Annotated in this window: 17 protein-coding genes; 9 read left to right on the plus strand and 8 right to left on the minus strand. The window is 47.7% G+C overall.

Annotated elements, in window-relative coordinates; genetic code table 11:
- The first annotated feature begins 57 nt into the window (after positions 1 to 57).
- A complete protein-coding gene (uvrD, locus tag BST96_RS08340; protein ID WP_085758263.1) occupies positions 58 to 2,241 on the plus strand; it encodes a DNA helicase II in 2,184 nt (727 codons plus the stop codon).
- A gap of 32 nt (positions 2,242 to 2,273) precedes the next feature.
- Complete coding sequence (locus BST96_RS08345; protein ID WP_085758264.1) at positions 2,274 to 3,413, plus strand: TRAP transporter substrate-binding protein; 1,140 nt, start codon at positions 2,274 to 2,276, stop codon at positions 3,411 to 3,413.
- Between the two features lie 18 nt (positions 3,414 to 3,431).
- Here BST96_RS08345 and BST96_RS08350 read toward each other — a convergent pair whose 3' ends face one another.
- On the minus strand, positions 3,432 to 4,937 hold the full coding sequence (locus BST96_RS08350; RefSeq protein WP_085758265.1) for a YifB family Mg chelatase-like AAA ATPase: 1,506 nt from the start codon (positions 4,935 to 4,937) through the stop codon (positions 3,432 to 3,434).
- A gap of 39 nt (positions 4,938 to 4,976) precedes the next feature.
- On the minus strand, positions 4,977 to 5,249 hold the full coding sequence (locus BST96_RS20410; RefSeq protein WP_240554918.1) for an accessory factor UbiK family protein: 273 nt from the start codon (positions 5,247 to 5,249) through the stop codon (positions 4,977 to 4,979).
- Positions 5,250 to 5,706: 457 nt separating this feature from the next.
- On the opposite strand from BST96_RS20410, the gene BST96_RS08360 reads away from it, so the two are divergent.
- From BST96_RS08360 to BST96_RS08370, 3 genes are all read left to right on the plus strand, one after another.
- A complete protein-coding gene (locus tag BST96_RS08360; protein WP_085758267.1) occupies positions 5,707 to 6,351 on the plus strand; it encodes a TorF family putative porin in 645 nt (214 codons plus the stop codon).
- Positions 6,352 to 6,474: 123 nt separating this feature from the next.
- Positions 6,475 to 6,813: a P-II family nitrogen regulator gene (gene glnK / locus BST96_RS08365; RefSeq protein ID WP_085758268.1), complete on the plus strand. Its 339-nt coding sequence runs from the start codon at positions 6,475 to 6,477 to the stop codon at positions 6,811 to 6,813.
- Between the two features lie 61 nt (positions 6,814 to 6,874).
- Positions 6,875 to 8,107, plus strand: coding sequence for an ammonium transporter (locus tag BST96_RS08370; protein ID WP_085758269.1), 1,233 nt, complete (start codon positions 6,875 to 6,877; stop codon positions 8,105 to 8,107).
- A gap of 152 nt (positions 8,108 to 8,259) precedes the next feature.
- Here the strand turns inward: BST96_RS08370 and BST96_RS08375 are convergent, their stop codons facing one another.
- Positions 8,260 to 8,808: a GNAT family N-acetyltransferase gene (locus BST96_RS08375; protein ID WP_085758270.1), complete on the minus strand. Its 549-nt coding sequence runs from the start codon at positions 8,806 to 8,808 to the stop codon at positions 8,260 to 8,262.
- A gap of 298 nt (positions 8,809 to 9,106) precedes the next feature.
- Entirely contained in the window at positions 9,107 to 9,541 is a 435-nt protein-coding gene (locus BST96_RS08380) for a pyridoxamine 5'-phosphate oxidase family protein (RefSeq protein ID WP_169713953.1), read from the minus strand.
- A gap of 218 nt (positions 9,542 to 9,759) precedes the next feature.
- Between BST96_RS08380 and glnK (BST96_RS08385) the strand changes: the two genes are divergently transcribed.
- Positions 9,760 to 10,098 carry a P-II family nitrogen regulator gene (gene glnK, locus BST96_RS08385; protein WP_085758272.1) on the plus strand — a complete coding sequence of 113 codons (339 nt, stop codon included), beginning with the start codon at positions 9,760 to 9,762 and terminating at the stop codon, positions 10,096 to 10,098.
- Between the two features lie 9 nt (positions 10,099 to 10,107).
- On the opposite strand, the gene BST96_RS08390 is transcribed toward glnK (BST96_RS08385), so the two are convergent.
- Complete coding sequence (locus tag BST96_RS08390) at positions 10,108 to 10,833, minus strand: 2-thiouracil desulfurase family protein (protein ID WP_085758273.1); 726 nt, start codon at positions 10,831 to 10,833, stop codon at positions 10,108 to 10,110.
- Positions 10,834 to 11,001: 168 nt separating this feature from the next.
- Here BST96_RS08390 and BST96_RS08395 point away from each other — a divergent pair, with 168 nt between their 5' ends.
- Positions 11,002 to 11,274 carry a hypothetical protein gene (locus BST96_RS08395; RefSeq protein WP_240554919.1) on the plus strand — a complete coding sequence of 91 codons (273 nt, stop codon included), beginning with the start codon at positions 11,002 to 11,004 and terminating at the stop codon, positions 11,272 to 11,274.
- Here the strand turns inward: BST96_RS08395 and BST96_RS08400 are convergent.
- A complete protein-coding gene (locus tag BST96_RS08400; protein ID WP_085758274.1) occupies positions 11,271 to 12,011 on the minus strand; it encodes an HAD family hydrolase in 741 nt (246 codons plus the stop codon). The two genes, BST96_RS08395 and BST96_RS08400, sit on opposite strands and share 4 nt — an antisense overlap.
- A gap of 26 nt (positions 12,012 to 12,037) precedes the next feature.
- Between BST96_RS08400 and BST96_RS08405 the strand changes: the two genes are divergently transcribed.
- Both BST96_RS08405 and BST96_RS08410 read left to right on the plus strand, forming a co-directional pair.
- Positions 12,038 to 12,604 carry a hypothetical protein gene (locus tag BST96_RS08405; protein WP_157117906.1) on the plus strand — a complete coding sequence of 189 codons (567 nt, stop codon included), beginning with the start codon at positions 12,038 to 12,040 and terminating at the stop codon, positions 12,602 to 12,604.
- 213 nt (positions 12,605 to 12,817) lie between these two features.
- A complete protein-coding gene (locus tag BST96_RS08410) occupies positions 12,818 to 13,099 on the plus strand; it encodes a DoxX family membrane protein (protein ID WP_169713954.1) in 282 nt (93 codons plus the stop codon).
- On the opposite strand, the gene xerC is transcribed toward BST96_RS08410, so the two are convergent.
- Together xerC and BST96_RS08420 are read right to left on the minus strand one after the other, a co-directional pair.
- Complete coding sequence (gene xerC, locus BST96_RS08415) at positions 13,096 to 14,019, minus strand: tyrosine recombinase XerC (protein WP_085758277.1); 924 nt, start codon at positions 14,017 to 14,019, stop codon at positions 13,096 to 13,098. The genes BST96_RS08410 and xerC overlap by 4 nt on opposite strands.
- Positions 14,020 to 14,043: 24 nt before the next feature.
- Positions 14,044 to 14,739 carry a DUF484 family protein gene (locus BST96_RS08420; protein ID WP_085758278.1) on the minus strand — a complete coding sequence of 232 codons (696 nt, stop codon included), beginning with the start codon at positions 14,737 to 14,739 and terminating at the stop codon, positions 14,044 to 14,046.
- Positions 14,740 to 14,792 lie beyond the last annotated feature (53 nt).

Raw genomic sequence — 14,792 nt, forward strand, 5'->3', positions numbered from 1 at the left:
ATTTTTGCGCCGCCTTTTATAGGAGTAGTTAACCGTAGTCTGCTAGAATGCGCGGCTATGGATGTATCGCATATTCTCAATGATTTAAATGACGCCCAACGGCAAGCCGTGGCTGCCCCTTCCGCTAACTTACTGGTGCTGGCCGGTGCTGGCAGTGGTAAAACCCGCGTATTGGTGCACCGTATCGCCTGGCTTATTCAGGCCGAAGGCGCATCGCCCTACAGTATTCTGTCGGTGACCTTCACCAATAAAGCCGCCAAGGAAATGCGCGCCCGTATTGATGAATTAATGGGCTCATCGGTAGGCGGGGGCATGGGCGCTCCACGGGGTATGTGGGTGGGCACCTTTCACGGTATTGCGCACCGATTATTAAAAGCCCACTGGAAAGAAGCAGGCCTGCCGCAAAATTTCCAAATTCTCGATAGCGATGACCAGCTAAGAATTATTAAACGTATCCACAAAGAGTTAGACCTTGATGAGAGCCACTGGCCGCCCAAGCAATCGCAGTGGTTTATTAATGCGCAAAAAGATGAGGGTCGCCGCTCAGCTCATATTGAAGACTACGGCAAAGATTTAAACCATACCATGATGTTGCGTGTTTACCTGGCCTACGAGCAGGCTTGTGAGCGACAGGGCGTGGTTGATTTTGCTGAGTTATTATTGCGCGCCCATGAGCTGTGGTTAAAACAACCGGCGGTGTTAAAGCATTATCAAGAGCGCTTTAGCCATATTCTGGTTGACGAGTTTCAGGATACCAACACCATTCAATATGCCTGGCTGCGAGTATTAGCGGGCAAGCAAATTCCGGTAGTCGCGGTGGGGGATGATGATCAGTCGATCTACGGTTGGCGCGGTGCCAAGATTGAAAATATTCAGCAGTACTCAAAAGATTTTCCCAATACCCAAATTGTTCGGCTGGAACAAAATTACCGTTCGACCTCGACAATATTACAAGCGGCCAATGCGGTGATTGAAAATAATAGCGATCGCCTGGGTAAAGAACTATGGACCGAAGATGGCGAGGGTGAATTAATCTCTCTCTATGCCGGGTTTAATGAACAGGATGAAGCGCGTTTTGTGGTCGAGCGTATTGAAGAATGGGTTAAGGATGGCAATACCAGAAGCACTTCGTCGATTCTTTATCGCTCCAATGCGCAATCACGGGTATTGGAAGAGGCCTTGATTCGCAGCGGTATTCCCTACCGTATTTATGGTGGCCAGCGTTTTTATGACCGTATGGAAATTAAAAATGCCCTGGCCTATATGCGGCTGATGAATAACCGCGATGATGATACGGCGATTGAGCGGGTGATCAATACACCTACTCGCGGAATCGGTAGCAAAACGGTGGATACTGTACGTGAGTATGCCCGTGAACATAGTTTGTCGTTATGGAAATCCGCCGGCCAGATTATTGAGCAAAAACTCTTGCCTAACCGCGCCGCCACCGCAGTACAAAAATTTATTGATTTAATCAATAGCATGGATGTTGATACCGATGAGGTCACCCTGCGTGAACTTACTGACCATGTGGTAAGTGTTTCCGGCTTAATTGAGTTTCATCAAAAAGAAAAAGGTGAAAAGGGTCAGGCAAGAATAGAAAACTTACAGGAACTGGTGGTCGCCTCAGGTCAGTTTGTGCCTGAAGACGAAACCATCTCGCCACTGCAAGAGTTTCTGGATAGCGCAGCATTGGATGCCGGTGAGCAACAAGCCGATGAATATGAAGACAGTGTGCAATTAATGACCTTGCACTCAGCGAAAGGGTTGGAGTTCCCCTTAGTCTTTTTGGTGGGTATGGAAGAAAATCTATTCCCCCATAAAATGTCGATGGAAGAGTCTGGCCGATTGGAAGAAGAGCGCCGCCTCTGTTATGTGGGCATTACCCGGGCTATGCAAAAACTCTATATCACCTATGCCGAGTCACGGCGTATGTACGGTAATGAAAACTTTAATTCACCGTCGCGCTTTATCCGTGAGATACCCAAAGAACTCGTGCAAGAAGTACGGTTAAATACCACCATTAGCCGCCCGGCCAGTTATTCACCCTCCTCATTTCAGGACCATGCGATTCCAGATACGGGCATTAGTCTGGGGCAGCAAGTGTTACATTCTATTTTTGGCGTGGGCACCGTGGTTAATTTTGAAGGGCAGGGACCCTCTGCCAGAGTGCAGATAAACTTTGATGATGAAGGCAGCAAATGGTTGGTTGTACAGTATGCCAATCTTGAGGCCTTATAAACATTTCCGAGAGATAGTAGAGAATAAAAATCATGAGCACATCCTATAATCGTTTTAGCCCACTTATTATCCTGGCACTGGTAGCAGCGCTAGTGACTGTGAGTTGGCTGCTGGTTATTGAAAGGGCGGCCGAGGTAGTAAAAACAGGCAACGTAGAAAGCGTAGCTGATGGACGTCAGCAGACCTTTCAATGGAAAATGGTCACCACCTGGCCAAAGAATTTCCCGGGTTTGGGTACGGCGCCAGAAAATTTTGCCAAAGTGATTAACGAAATGAGCAATGGCCGCCTAACGGTTAAAGTCTATGGCGGCGGTGAAATTGTGCCTGCGCTTGAAGTGTTTAGTGCGGTTTCCCAAGGCACTGCTGAGATGGGTCATGGCGCCGCTTATTACTGGAAAGGCAAGATTCCATCATCGCCATTTTTTACCTCAGTTCCCTTTGGCTTAACCGCCCAGGAAATGAATGGCTGGTTACACTATGGTGGCGGCTTGGAATTATGGCGTGAGGCCTATGCGCCGTTTAATATTATTCCCTTTGCCGGGGGCAATACCGGTGTGCAAATGGCCGGTTGGTTTAACCGTGAGATTAATTCCATCGACGATATCAAAGGCTTAAAAATGCGCGTGCCGGGTGTTGGCGGCGAAGTCTTTAGTCGAGCCGGTGGTACCGCGGTGACCTTGCCCGGTAGTGAGTTATATACCTCACTGCAAACCGGTGTGATTGATGCTACCGAATGGGTTGCACCTTATAACGATATGGCACTGGGTTTACATGAGGTGGCAAAATATTATTACTACCCTGGCTGGCATGAGCCCGGCCCTACCTTAGAATTAATTATTAATAAAGACGCCTATGATTCACTGCCTGAAGATTTACAAAAAATGGTAGAGATTGCCGCCCGCTATGCCAACCAGGATATGCTGGATGAATATACCGCCCGCAATAATGCCTCATTATTAAATCTGCAAGCAAACCACGATACCGAGCTGCGTAAATTGCCGGATGATGTACTGCGGGCGTTGCACAAAGCCTCGAATGAATATCTGATTGAGGTGGCCAATGAAGATCCCATGGCCGCCAAAGTTTATAAATCCTGGCGTGCTTATGCTGATGGAGTTAAAAACTATCACCATATTTCTGAGCAGGCTTATATCAACGCGCGGGACTTATAATATCCGCTGGCCAGTAATTTAGGTCTGCTCTTTATCCAGCGCTCGGTAACTCATTGCCTCTGTCAGGTGCTGGCTATTAATATCAACGGCCGCTGCCAAATCAGCAATGGTTCTTGCCACCCGTAAGATACGATGATAGGCGCGGGGTGATAAATGCCATTGCATCACCGCCAGCTCTAATAATTCATGGTCTTTCTCGCTTAACGGGCAATGAAGCTCCAATAGCCGATTATCCAGCCGACTATTCGTGCATTGCTGGCGCTGCTGTTGTAAGTCCCTACAGCGCATTACCCTTTTTAGAACCGTGGCCGAAGCTTCTCCAGCTTGCTGCTGTTGTCGCAACGCACTCACCGGTAACCGGTTAACCGTCACCTGCATATCTATCCGATCAAGCAGCGGGCCTGAAATTTTATCGCGATAACGCCGTAGTTGGTCAGGGGAACAGCGACAGGCTTTATGTAAGTCACCATAATAACCACAGGGGCAGGGGTTCATAGCCGCAATTAATTGAAAGTTGGCAGGAAAAACCAATTGCTGATTGGCCCGGGAAATTAAAATCTCACCAGACTCCAGTGGTTCTCGCAGTACTTCTAACACCCTGCGTTGAAACTCCGGTAACTCATCTAAAAATAACACACCATGATTGGCCAGAGATATTTCACCGGGGCGAGGGCTGCTACCGCCCCCTACCAAGGCAATCGGCGAAGCGGTATGGTGAGGGTTTCTAAAGGGACGTTGATAATAATGTCGCGGCGATGATTGTTGGCTAATCGAATAGACCGCAGCCACCTCTAACATTTCCTGCTGGTTTAGCGGCGGTAAAATACCCGGCAGCCTACTGGCAAGCATTGTTTTCCCCGTACCCGGTGGGCCACAGAATAAAAGATTATGGTTGCCGGCGGCAGCAATTTCCAAGGCACGCCTTGCTAGTGCCTGGCCCTTAACCTCGCTAAGGTCAGGGTAGTTGGGTGATGATTGCGATGGGGCTTGGGCGCGCTGTGGTGTTAACAGCTCCCTGTTATGTAAATGTGCCGATAGCTGCAATAAATTATTACAGCTGAAAATGGTCGCCTCTTCACAGAGCGTCGCTTCATCGGTATTGGCCGCCGGTACCACCAATGCCCGTTCCGCTTTGGAACTTTTGATGGCTGCAGCGAGAGCACCTTGTACCGGATGCAACTCCCCGGTTAATCCCAGCTCCCCTAAAAATTCAAAGGTCTCCAGAGTATGATTAGGCAGTTGTTTGGAGGCGGCGAGAATGCCGATAGCGATAGCCAGATCAAATCGGCCCCCCTCTTTGGGTAAATCTGCCGGTGCCAGATTAATGGTGACTCGCCGACTGGGAAATTCAAAGTGAGAATTAATAATGGCGCTGCGCACCCGGTCTTTGCTTTCGCGAACCGCCGTTTCCGGCAGGCCGACAATTGAAAGCGCGGGCAGACCATTCGATAGATGAACTTCAACCCGCACCAGAGGGGCATCAATACCGCATTTGGCGCGGGTATAAACAGTAGCAAGTGACATAGGCTTCCTTCCTTGGAAGTGATCAATAGGTAGGTGTGGTTATTGCTGCTCAACCAGCTCCGTGAGTTGTTGCAATTGTTGCTCCAGTTGATCGATTTTTTCTCGGGACCGATGCAGCACAGCGACCTGAGCATCAAATTCTTCGCGGCTGACCATCTCCAGTTTACTGACCGTGCTTTGGATAACCGCACGCAGATTGTGTTGCAGGTCTTTTTTTATCGCCGAGCCATTTCCGGTCTCAGACACTAGCGTGGATAGCTTATCGGTCAGGCCGGCCACCAGCTTATCGACCATTTCACCCTTACTTTGCATGATATTGTTCCTTGTTGCGAGGCCGCTAGTGTAGCGCAAACAGCCGTCTCTGTACGGCCCAAATCCTCGGTTTTGGCGAATAGCGGGTAACCGCCCCAAATAAGTGCGCCCTTGAGCCATTTAGGCGCTTTTTACCAACTTGGTGCAGTTAAGCAAAACTGTTACGGCCATAGCTCAAAAAAATTGAAAATTTAACCCTTTGATTTATCTACATTTTTATCTCCTTTCAAGCAGCCTATCCGGTTTTAAGCCTTTTTTTGCTCACAATTGGTGCGGTGTGATTAAAACGCCCTTCAACGACCCGCACATTTCGGGTGCACAAGCCCCTGAAACGGCAAAATAAATTGTAAGCTACTGAATTTAAAAGCTTTTTATAAATTGGCACGGCCCATGCTATTGCTATGGTCAACAAATACTTATTCATCACAACCCTTTGATTATTTTGGAGACATTAACAATGAAAAAATTATTAGCTTCTAGCATCGTTGCTGCCACTGCTTTTGCCGGTGTTTCAGCACCTGCCATGGCCGATCTTTCAGCCAACGTTGGTTTCGCATCTGAATACTACTACCGCGGTATTTTGCAGAAAGAATCTTCTGCTTCTGCCGGTATCGATTTTGAACAGTCGGGTTTTTACGCCGGTACTTGGGCTGCTGACGTAGGTGACGGCCTTGAGTACGACATCTATGCAGGTTACGGCATGGAGTTTGGTGATTTCTCTGTTAGCGGTGGTGTAACCGGTTACTACTACACTGGCGAGTTCGATGACACTTATGAAGAAGTTAACCTGTCTGCGGGTTGGAAATTTATCAGCGTTGGTTACAGCGTCGGTGAGTGGGACGGTTTTGGTGAGTCAGAAGATTATGACTTTATCGAAGTGACTGTTGAGCACAACGGTTTCTACGCCACTTACGGTGAGTTTGGTGATGACTTTGATGGTGATTACATTGAAGTTGGTTACGGCGCTGAAGTTGGCGGTTTTGACCTGGGTGTTGCCGGTATCTTCAGCAGCGACGAGTTGTCTGACCAGGAAGATAGCAAAGGCGAGCCAACTGAAAGTGAAGCGATTGTATTCACTCTTAGCAAAACTTTTGATCTGTAATTAAATCCAGATCCCGTTTTAGTGCTTATTTGTCTCCCCCGACTTTGTAACAGCACTAAGTTGTCAGCCGCGTTGCGGCGCGGCTGACTTTTTAAAACTTTTAATTATTCCAGGAGAAGGCCAATGAAACTGGTTACGGCTGTAGTCAAACCATTCAAATTGGACGACGTGCGCGAAGCGCTGTCTGAAATCGGTGTACAGGGTATTACTGTTACAGAAGTGAAAGGTTTCGGACGCCAGAAGGGCCACACTGAGTTATACCGTGGCGCAGAATACGTTGTCGACTTTTTACCCAAAGTGAAAATTGAAGTAGCGATTGCTGAAGCATCGTTAGATCAAGTTATCGAAGCAATCACTAGTGCTGCCAACACCGGCAAAATTGGTGACGGCAAAATCTTTGTTTCTACCCTAGAGCAGGTGATCCGTATCCGCACCGGCGAAACTGGCGAAGAAGCTATTTAAGTTAAGAGTTTTTACTCTGGCTTTTTAACTAAACGAGCTTAGCCTTTTGGAGGGCTGAACAATGGAAAACGAAATTTTTCAATTACAGTATGCGCTCGACACATTTTATTTCTTAATTTGTGGCGCGCTGGTTATGTGGATGGCAGCAGGTTTTGCCATGTTAGAAGCGGGTCTTGTTCGCTCTAAAAATACCACTGAAATCTTAACCAAGAACGTCGCGCTTTATGCGATCTCTTGCATTATGTATATGGTTTGCGGTTACGCGATTATGTACGGCGGCGACATTATGCTTGCCACCATTACTGGCGACGGTGTAACCGGCGCTGAAGAAGCGGCTACTTACGCACCTTCTGCTGACTTTTTCTTCCAGGTAGTGTTTGTTGCTACTGCCATGTCGATTGTTTCCGGTGCGGTTGCTGAGCGTATGAAGCTTTGGGCCTTCCTGGCTTTTGCTGTAGTCATGACGGGTTTTATCTACCCAATGGAAGGTTCCTGGACTTGGGGTGGCAACGCCGTATTCGGTATGTACACTTTAGGCGACTTGGGTTTCTCTGACTTTGCAGGTTCCGGTATTGTTCATATGGCAGGTGCCGCTGCGGCCTTGGCTGGTGTTCTTTTACTAGGCGCTCGTAAAGGCAAGTATGGTCCTAACGGTCAGGTTAACGCGATTCCTGGTGCTAACCTTCCTCTGGCTACATTAGGTACCTTCATCCTGTGGATGGGTTGGTTTGGTTTCAACGGTGGTTCTGTACTAGCTACAGCCAGCGTAGAAAGTGCTAACAGTGTTGCCGTAGTGTTTATGAATACTAACGCTGCTGCTGCCGGTGGTTTGGTTGCTGCTCTTGCAGTTGCCCGCATCCTGTTCGGCAAAGCGGATTTAACCATGGCCCTTAACGGTGCACTAGCAGGTCTGGTTGCTATCACTGCTGAGCCTTCAACGCCAACAGCTCTGCAAGCAACTCTGTTCGGTGCGGTCGGTGGTGTACTGGTTGTATTCTCAATCCTGACTTTAGACAAACTGAAAATTGATGACCCTGTAGGTGCTATCTCTGTTCACGGTGTTGTTGGTCTATTAGGTCTGTTATTAGTGCCTGTAACTAACGACGGTTCAAGCTTCTCTGGCCAGATCATTGGTGCTTTAACCATCTTTGGCTGGGTCTTTATCACTAGCTTGATTGTTTGGGGTGTTCTGAAAGCCGTCATCGGTATCAGAGTCTCTGAAGAAGAAGAGTACGAAGGTGTGGATCTTTCAGAGTGTGGTATGGAAGCCTATCCGGAGTTTACTACTAAGTAAGTGGACTATTTAATAGTGAATGATCAGGGCGCCTTCGGGCGCCCTTTTTTGTGGGGCCAGTATGGTAGGGTGGAATACATTCCACCAATTAGCCTATAGGGATATCAAGCTGGTGGATTACAATCCACCCTACAGCTATGCGAAGTCTCGGATTATAATTTGTTATTTTGCCATTCTGTTTTGCTGATTTTATAGAGCACATGTTCACATTGAGGGTGTGTAGCCTCAATATCTGGATGCATAAAATTTTGTCGGCTATCGTGCATCCCGATTTTTCGCATAACGGCCTTTGAACGATTATTGGCCAAAGTCGTAAATGAGACAACTTCATCTAGCTCTAATATGCTAAACGCATAGTTAAGAGACTCTTTGGCAGCCTCTGTTGCATAGCCTTTACCCCAGTGCTGCCTGGATAAGCGCCAGCCGATTTCCACACAGGGAGAAAAGGGCATACTGTCTGCTGGAATATGCAGACCAACAAAACCAATGAATTTATGGTGCTTGGGTACTTCAACGGCCCAAAATCCCCAACCACGCTTATTGATAAGTGACAGAATCTTATTACCCAGTTCAATACTTTCTTTTGGTGTCTGTATCTTTGGGAAAAACTCCATCACATCCTTATCGCTGCACATTTCGGAAAAAGGAAGAAAATCCTCTTTTGTCCACTGGCGGAGTAGTAATCTATCTGTTTTTATCATGCGATGGTCATGCCCGAATTTTCAAAGAAGATGAAGGGATTTAATTTTAATCCATTATACGGTGGAAGCTTAACAGTTATAGTTTAGCGTTCGATTGAGTTAAAAATAAAATTCATTCGGGTTTAATAAAAATGTTGGTAAATAGTCTTATATGCATTATTTCTAATAAGACACTTAAAGGACAAAAAAACCTACCTCAGGATTAATATTTGTCGGAAATTGAGCATAAGGATTTATAACAGGGAGTAGGGCGGGTATTACCCTGCTGTTATTTTCAACAGACTTTGTGGCAAAAATCTTATTTACCCACATCCGCCGAACCATTAAACGTCGACCACCGTTCAGGCTTAACAATATAGCGTTTCCACTCAGATGGAGTCAGGCTGGCAAGATACTCGCGCCCGGCTTTTTCACCAAGGTAGCGGCAGGCCATAGGCACTTGGTGCTGATCAAAATCATCTTCCGCAATTTCAATCACCGGCCCTTCAATACTGACATAGGCATAGGGCGGTTTTTCGTCTTGCACACAAAGGCTGATACGGGTGCCGATATCCAGTAGTCGGCCCTTGCGTGAATCCGGTTGGGTTTCAAACCATAGATGGCCACCGGGCTCATACCAATACCAGACAGGGGTGCTAAGTGGGCCTCGGTGGGGCTGGTTAAGGCTTAGTATGCCCACATGGATATCTAGCAGAAAATCATCCCGCTGTTTGGGGTTCATCGTGCAATTCATCGGGGCTCCTGCGAAATATTGGTCTGCCAAGGGTGGTGGGTTTTTACTATACAAGGTGTCTATGGTCATAGGGAGGGATTTTGATGGTGGGCCAAAATCAAAGAAACCTTCATTTTCAGCCTAAGTCCTTGCTTTTCAGGCGGTTGCTAGCTAACTTAGCACCCACAATAATCTAAAGAACTACCTGCGATGGCAGGAGACGACTAGGAGAGCAAGTAATGAAACTGATTACCGCGGTTATCAAGCCTTTTAAACTGGACGATGTGCGCCAGGCCTTATCAGAAGTGGGTGTTACCGGTATTACCGCTACAGAGGTTAAGGGCTTTGGTCGCCAGAAGGGCCATACCGAGCTATACCGTGGCGCTGAGTATGTGGTGGACTTCCTGCCTAAAGTAAAACTCGAGATCGCTATTAATGATGATCAGGTAGAAACCGTGATCGAAGCGATTAGTGGCGCTGCCAATACCGGCAAAATCGGTGATGGTAAAATCTTTGTGGCGCCTTTAGAGCATATTGTCCGTATCCGCACCGGCGAAACTAACGAAGACGCCGTATAGACTGCCCCCTCAAGGGCTATGCGCTGGTATAGCCCTTAGCAATATCCCCCAATATTTCTCCTGATCACCGGTCCGAACCGACGCTTCCAAGGCTGCTTGCTGCTGATTGGGCAGGCTACGGATTAGTGCCGCATAATGTTTATTGACGCTGGTCAGTCCCTGTTGCTGGCAACCCAGCCGCAAATCTTGCAGCAGACGGCACTGAAAGATAAATGCTTCGCACTGTTCCTCGGTAGCCAATTGCTGCTCCTCCCGCAGCGGTAGCCAGGGCATAGTCTGCTGCACATAGGCCGCTTGCAAGCCACTGCCAAGCCCAATCTGTTGATTGTTAGCATGAAACAGTGGCGTACTGTTTACGCCGCAACTGGGTGACCGGCTTTTAAAAATATAGCCACACAGGGATGTGCTTAGCGGGTCGATGCTCTGTTGCCGAAATTGCTTGAGCGCCGCGGTGGGGTCCAGGCTTTTATCGTCCCTGCCAATCGCGCTTATTTGGTCACCTGATTGAAGTAATTGAATTGGTGGCCTTGGCGTTGACATGCCCGCACCGACTTCCGGGCAGATCGGCAGTAAAGTTAATGCTTTAGCTAAAATACTTGAAGTGGTTTCTAGCTCTTTGCTGCTGCCATCGTAACGCACCGCTTCGCCATTGAGGCAGGCACTGATGGCAACTTGAGGTTTTTCCGCTGGCTTTTTATGATTAAAAAATAAAAAATCTATTACATTTTTTGGCATGTGAACGTTCGCTAATATAAGAAAAAAGTTTTAGTAAAAATCGCGAATAGATCAAATTATATTAGAACGAAACAGCCTAAATAAACACGGCTAATTCTATTGCTCTCTGTGCCCCATCGTCTATAAATAATCTTCACCTTTTGTTCGTTGTACTCAAGGATAAAATCGATGGTCACAAAAGCGAAGAGTAGTCATAGCAAGATGCCTGGAAAAACAAAACAAACTCCTAAAGATCAAACCCTGGATATTGGGTATATGGGGAGCCGTGAAGAGCGAGCGGACACCCGTACCATTGCCTCCAGAAAACGCCTGCATGATCAGATGAGTGATGATGTAGAAGCCTTTCTGGCCCGCGGTGGGCAGATCAGTAAAATAGACCCCCATGTTACGGCTGACCCTCCCAAGCGACCAGTCAGCCATTATGGCCAGCGACCGATTTAAACGCCTTGTCGCAAATCTTTGGCAATAGAGCTAATAGCGGCGGGGATGTCAGAAAGGCAACTGACCTCACGAGTCGGCCCCTGCTGTGACGCTGTGTCCCCGGCATAGGGTTCCCCGGAAGGATTAAACCAGATGCTATGCCAACCGGCGGCAATAGCCCCGGCAATATCATGCTCATGATTATCCCCAATATGTATCATTTGCTGGGGCTGGGTATTGCCATAGGACTGGGCAGCAAGAAATTGCTCGGGTGCTGGTTTGCTGGCATTGAGTTGCTCTGCGCTAAAGGCAAAATCAAAAAAACGGCCCATCTCTAATTTAAAAATATCGGCATTGCCATTGCTAAGTGCGCCAAGGGAATAGTGCGGGTGCAGTGCTGCCAGCATCGGCTCAGCGGTATCAAAGAAGGTGATATCGTGGCGCGCTTGAATAAAAATATCAAAGGCCTGTTCAGCGATTCTTTGCGCCAGCTTTTCATCATAGCCCACGTTTAACATGGCCTGCTTGACCGCCACCAAACGCAGCCGGGTAATTTGATGGGCCAGCTCAGGTTGTTGTTGGTAAATCTTTATTCGCCAGTGCATAAAATCTTGCGGCGAAAATTGTGCTGTTAGCTTGGGCGCATGCTCACTCAGCCAGTTGTAAACCTGTTGCTCTGCTTTGATCAATACGGGTTGGATGGCCCATAGGGTATCGTCGAGGTCGAAGGTAATCACTTTAATAGGACTGTTGTTCATGGCCGAAGTATATAATAATTACGGCCATGACAATAAATATAAAATATTATCAGCGGCTTATCGCTGTCTCTTTGCTGTTGCTATGCCTGCCTCTCGGCACGATGGCGCAGCCCAATAGCAAGCAATGGCAAAGCTTATTGTTATACAGTGAGTTTGGTGAGTTTTGTACTATGTGTGAAGCCATGTTGCTCTGTACTGAGAGTGAGCAACTGTTGCCACAGCCTGCCGGTTTTCCAATGCCCGATCAGGGTGCCGATCAGAGTGCGACACTCTATCATCTGAAAACACGTTCCTTCTGGTCACAAATCGCCACCATATGGGAATGGTTTGTAGCCAACTTCGATACCATTAATGGTCACCAGCGCCCTGTTGTTATTTATGCCATTGATCAGGGGCAGTGGAGCCCGGGCCGTGTTGAAACATTAACCATTACCGTTGAGCCTGCCCTTATCACCGTTGGCGACTCGGCCATCGACAGAAAAACGCGTCAGTGGTTGGCGGCGGATAACTTATCGGCTAAAGGTTATTGTCAGCGGCTACCGCTCTGGGAAACGCTGGCATTGATCGAAACCAGACAGGTGAATCATGACTGACGTAAGGTTTTGGTCCATGGCGTTTATCAAACAGCATCCGCTAAGATGGTCAGGTAGAGCCCTACATATAGTACTGCGCAGCCTGTTTGGTATTTTTTGGTTGGCGGCGGGTATCAATAAAATCACTAAAGACTGGCTAACGACGGATATATTACAGCAGGCGTTTTTGCAGCGTTTGACGGAGTTACCCCGGATACTTTTGCAGTATTTTATTTGCAGCAGTTTGCCATCCCCTTATCACTACCGATTGCATGGCTGGTCACCGTTGGTGAAATTTATGTAGCAATAGCTTTGTTGCTGGGGGTGACGACACGGCTGGCGGCGGGGCTAAGTTTTTTTATTCTATTGAATTTTGCCATTGGCGGTTACTACGATGCGTCGCTAATTCCTTTTTTCTTATTGTCTTTGCTATTTATGGCGTTTTCATCGGGGCATTGGTTGGGTCTGGATCGACGTTTACACCGTCAGTATCCACATAGCCGCTGGTTTTATTAATTGTCGACTTTGCTGGTTTTTCTATTTGCCCTTGGGTGGGCCTTATCATAGACCTTGGCTAAATGCTGAAAATCCAGATGGGTATAAACCTGGGTGGTGGAGATATTGGCATGCCCTAATAGTTCCTGTACTGCCCGCAGATCACTGCTGGATTCCAGAATATGACTGGCAAAGGAGTGGCGTAACATATGTGGGTGCACGCTTTGGTTAACACCTTGTTGTACGCTATGTTTTTTTAATCGTTGCTGAATAGATCGCTGGCCAAGGCGGCGTCCTTGTTTGGATAAAAATACTGCGTTATCCACCGGCTTGGCATCGGCGCGAACACTAAACCAATCCCGCAGAGCTTTTATCGCAAAACTACCGATAGGCAGTGCGCGCATTTTATTACCCTTGCCGGTGACGGTCACTAAGGCTTTTGATAAGTCGATATCCTGCTGGTTCAAATTAACCAGCTCCGACAGACGTAAACCCGAAGAATAAAAAAGCTCAAGTATGGCGCGGTCTCGTAGGCTTAACCAATCGTCACCGTCGATGGCGAGTAGTTGCTGCATATTATCGGCATCGAGTGCCTTGGGTAATTTCTTGGCTGACTTTGGTGCCTGGATACCCAGCGCGGGGTTATTTTTTTCACCATTTCTGGCGCGGTATTTATAAAAACTGCGCAGGGCAGAAAGCGCTCTTTGTAAACTGGGGCCCGCCAATCCGCCGCGGTGTAATTGCGCCACCCACTGCCTGACATCGGCACTATGGACGAGGGCTGGATCAGCAATTGTGTTGTGTTGGCAGTAAGCAGAAAATTTTTCCAAATCGCGGCGATAGTTGCTGAGGGTATGGGGCGATAACTGACGAGCAACTTCCAAATAATGAAGAAATTCATTAATGCCTTGTTGCCAGTCATCACCTTTGCTTTCAGTCATTAATCGCTCCGCTGGCGATGGGCTTTATAGATAACGCGGTATTAATCGATTTAATACTTCGGCGATATAGGATAAAAATAAAGTGCCCATGGAAGAGCTAAAATGGTGAGGGTCTTTGCTGCCGATCGCGATAACGCCAAGGGGGTTATCGTGGCTAAGGGGCATAATCGCCGCTGAGCCAACCTGTGCTGCCTGATCGGCAAATAAAAATTGCAGTTCTTCTGGTCTTAACACGCCGCAGGTTGCGTTGTTACTTTTTAACAGGCTGGGGATTTTATCAAACGCGTCGTCAACGGCAACCATACGTGAGATAACTTTGCGGTATTGCTCCGGGTTGCCAAATAACGTCAGGTTGGAAAAATCCACGTTAAAATCGCTGAGCAGGCTGCGGTTAAAAGTATTGACGAGACTGTCCAGACCCTGGGCCTCGATCAGTGCCAGTACCAGTTGTTGGGTTTTGTCGTAAAGCTGGTCATTATCTTCGGCATTTTCCATTAAGCCGCCAAGGCGATTGCGCATATCCATATTGCGTTCACGCAGTAGCGTGACCTGGCGTTCTAATAAGGACACTGCCTTGCCGCTGGGGTGGGCCAGTTCGAGCTCTAATAGTAAGTCGTCACGTTTTAGAAAAAATCCGGAATGGCTTTTTAAATATTGGGCAACATCTTCTTCGGTGATGTCTTTTTCTGGGGCGTTATTATTGTTGTCGGCTAGTTCCACATCGTCCTCACTATCTTTTGTTGATCCTTGTGCTGCTGTCTAACGGCAAGCGC

Source organism: Oceanicoccus sagamiensis (genome assembly GCF_002117105.1).
In the GTDB taxonomy this organism is placed as follows: Bacteria; Pseudomonadota; Gammaproteobacteria; order Pseudomonadales; family Dasaniaceae; genus Oceanicoccus; species Oceanicoccus sagamiensis.

Excerpts from the sequence above, each read along its gene's own strand:
- uvrD (WP_085758263.1), top strand. The coding sequence starts at position 58 with ATGGATGTATCGCATATTCTCAATGATTTAAATGACGCCCAACGGCAA.
- BST96_RS08345 (WP_085758264.1), top strand. The coding sequence starts at position 2,274 with ATGAGCACATCCTATAATCGTTTTAGCCCACTTATTATCCTGGCACTG.
- BST96_RS08350 (WP_085758265.1), bottom strand. The coding sequence starts at position 4,937 with ATGTCACTTGCTACTGTTTATACCCGCGCCAAATGCGGTATTGATGCC.
- BST96_RS20410 (WP_240554918.1), bottom strand. The coding sequence starts at position 5,249 with ATGCAAAGTAAGGGTGAAATGGTCGATAAGCTGGTGGCCGGCCTGACC.
- BST96_RS08360 (WP_085758267.1), top strand. The coding sequence starts at position 5,707 with ATGAAAAAATTATTAGCTTCTAGCATCGTTGCTGCCACTGCTTTTGCC.
- glnK (WP_085758268.1), top strand. The coding sequence starts at position 6,475 with ATGAAACTGGTTACGGCTGTAGTCAAACCATTCAAATTGGACGACGTG.
- BST96_RS08370 (WP_085758269.1), top strand. The coding sequence starts at position 6,875 with ATGGAAAACGAAATTTTTCAATTACAGTATGCGCTCGACACATTTTAT.
- BST96_RS08375 (WP_085758270.1), bottom strand. The coding sequence starts at position 8,808 with ATGATAAAAACAGATAGATTACTACTCCGCCAGTGGACAAAAGAGGAT.
- BST96_RS08380 (WP_169713953.1), bottom strand. The coding sequence starts at position 9,541 with ATGAATTGCACGATGAACCCCAAACAGCGGGATGATTTTCTGCTAGAT.
- glnK (WP_085758272.1), top strand. The coding sequence starts at position 9,760 with ATGAAACTGATTACCGCGGTTATCAAGCCTTTTAAACTGGACGATGTG.
- BST96_RS08390 (WP_085758273.1), bottom strand. The coding sequence starts at position 10,833 with ATGCCAAAAAATGTAATAGATTTTTTATTTTTTAATCATAAAAAGCCA.
- BST96_RS08395 (WP_240554919.1), top strand. The coding sequence starts at position 11,002 with ATGGTCACAAAAGCGAAGAGTAGTCATAGCAAGATGCCTGGAAAAACA.
- BST96_RS08400 (WP_085758274.1), bottom strand. The coding sequence starts at position 12,011 with ATGAACAACAGTCCTATTAAAGTGATTACCTTCGACCTCGACGATACC.
- BST96_RS08405 (WP_157117906.1), top strand. The coding sequence starts at position 12,038 with ATGACAATAAATATAAAATATTATCAGCGGCTTATCGCTGTCTCTTTG.
- xerC (WP_085758277.1), bottom strand. The coding sequence starts at position 14,019 with ATGACTGAAAGCAAAGGTGATGACTGGCAACAAGGCATTAATGAATTT.